We start from the raw sequence: 1,441 nt of genomic DNA on the forward strand, positions 1-1,441 counted from the left end.
AACCGACCGCGCCGCCCGCTCGGCCGCCGCCGCCAACCGTCGGCGGCCGCGCGCCGCCGAGCGCGTGGTCCACGTACAGATCGGGCGGCTCGAGGTCAGCGCCGCCGACCCGTCAGGGCCCGGCCGCACCGCCGCCGCCCGCCCCGAACAGACGGGACGGCGCGCACCCACGCTGAGCCTGGACGACTACCTGTCGCGCGGCGAGAAGAGGGACTGACGGCACATGAGCAACGGACTCGCCTTCGCGACGGTCACCCAGGCCCTGGCGCTGCTGATCGAGGGCAACCTGCGGCCCGAGATCGACATGGCGGTCGCGGTCCAGACCCGCAAACCCCCGCCCGAGCCGCCGCTCGAACCGACCATCAACGTGTTCCTCTACCAGGTCACACCGAACGCCTCCATGCGCCACACCGACCTGCCGACGCGCGCCTCGGACGGCACCCTCCTCAAGCGGCCCGCCGCGGCGATGGATCTGAACTTCCTGATCAGCGCGTACGGGGAGGAGGCCGAGCTCGTCGGGCAACGCCTCATCGGGTGCGTGGTGCGCACGCTGCACGAGATCCCCGTCCTGCCGAAGGACGTGATCGAGGAGGCGGCCCAACGGCCGTATCTCGCGGGCAGCGACCTGGCCGAGTCGATCCAGCGGGTGCGCTTCAACCCCATCCAGATGGATGTGGACGAGACCTCGAAGCTGTGGGGGATGCTCCACCAGACCCCGTACGCCCTGTCCGTCTGCTACCAGGGGTCGCTGGTCCTGGTGGAGGGCCGGGAGAAGCCGGTCCCGGCGAAGCCGGTGGAACGGCCCACGGTGCGGGTGGCGCCCTTCGGCGCCCCGGGCGCGCCGGAACGGCCCGGGCCGCTGGGCGAGCCCGACGCGGCGGAGCCGGAGCCCGCGGAGTCCGAGGAGCCGGTGCCCGAGGAAGCGGCGGTCGGGAAGCGCCGTGCCGCCTCCCGCCCGTCCGCGTCCACGAAGGGCACCGCGTCCGCCGCCGCGGAGAACCGGGCGGAGCAGGCAGCGGACGCCGCCACCACGGCTGACGCCGACGCCGACGCCGAAACCGATGCCCCGGCGGCGGCGAAGAAGCGTACGGGGTCCAAGCAGGCCGCCTCGCCCTCCCGTACCCGCAAGTCACCGCGCACCGGCGGCCGTACGGCACCGCGCCCCGGCGGCAAACGTCCCCCGGGCCCCGGCGGCGCCGGGTCGGCCGCGGACACGGAGAGCTGAGAGACGGTGCGAGGCACGGGGGCAGGGGACGGCATGGGGACGCACAACGACATCGCGGGGGACGGCACCGCGGGGGACGACGGCCTGGCGCTGGCTGCCGCCGTCCAGGCGGTGCTCGCCCGCGTGGACGCCCACGCGCACCGCGCCACCCACGACGGCGCCCGCGAGGCGTCCGACGCCGAGCCCGGCCCGGCACCCGGCCCGGCACCCGGCTCG

Annotated in this window: 2 protein-coding genes and 1 pseudogene; all 3 read left to right on the plus strand. The window is 75.6% G+C overall.

Annotation, left to right across the window (positions count from 1 at the left end):
- Positions 1 to 217: pseudogene (locus EEJ42_RS51250) on the plus strand (hypothetical protein); the annotation flags it as partial.
- A 6-nt stretch (positions 218 to 223) separates the two neighbouring features.
- A complete protein-coding gene (locus tag EEJ42_RS31590; RefSeq protein ID WP_123105286.1) occupies positions 224 to 1,225 on the plus strand; it encodes a Pvc16 family protein in 1,002 nt (333 codons plus the stop codon).
- Between the two features lie 33 nt (positions 1,226 to 1,258).
- Positions 1,259 to 1,441 (plus strand): hypothetical protein (locus EEJ42_RS31595; RefSeq protein WP_148082080.1); only part of this gene is annotated, 183 nt, incomplete at its 3' end.

Source organism: Streptomyces botrytidirepellens, assembly GCF_003721215.1.
GTDB lineage: Bacteria > Actinomycetota > Actinomycetes > Streptomycetales > Streptomycetaceae > Streptomyces > Streptomyces himastatinicus.

What these genes read in the sequence shown, in the direction of transcription:
- EEJ42_RS31590 (WP_123105286.1), top strand. Translation starts at nt 224, where the DNA reads ATGAGCAACGGACTCGCCTTCGCGACGGTCACCCAGGCCCTGGCGCTG.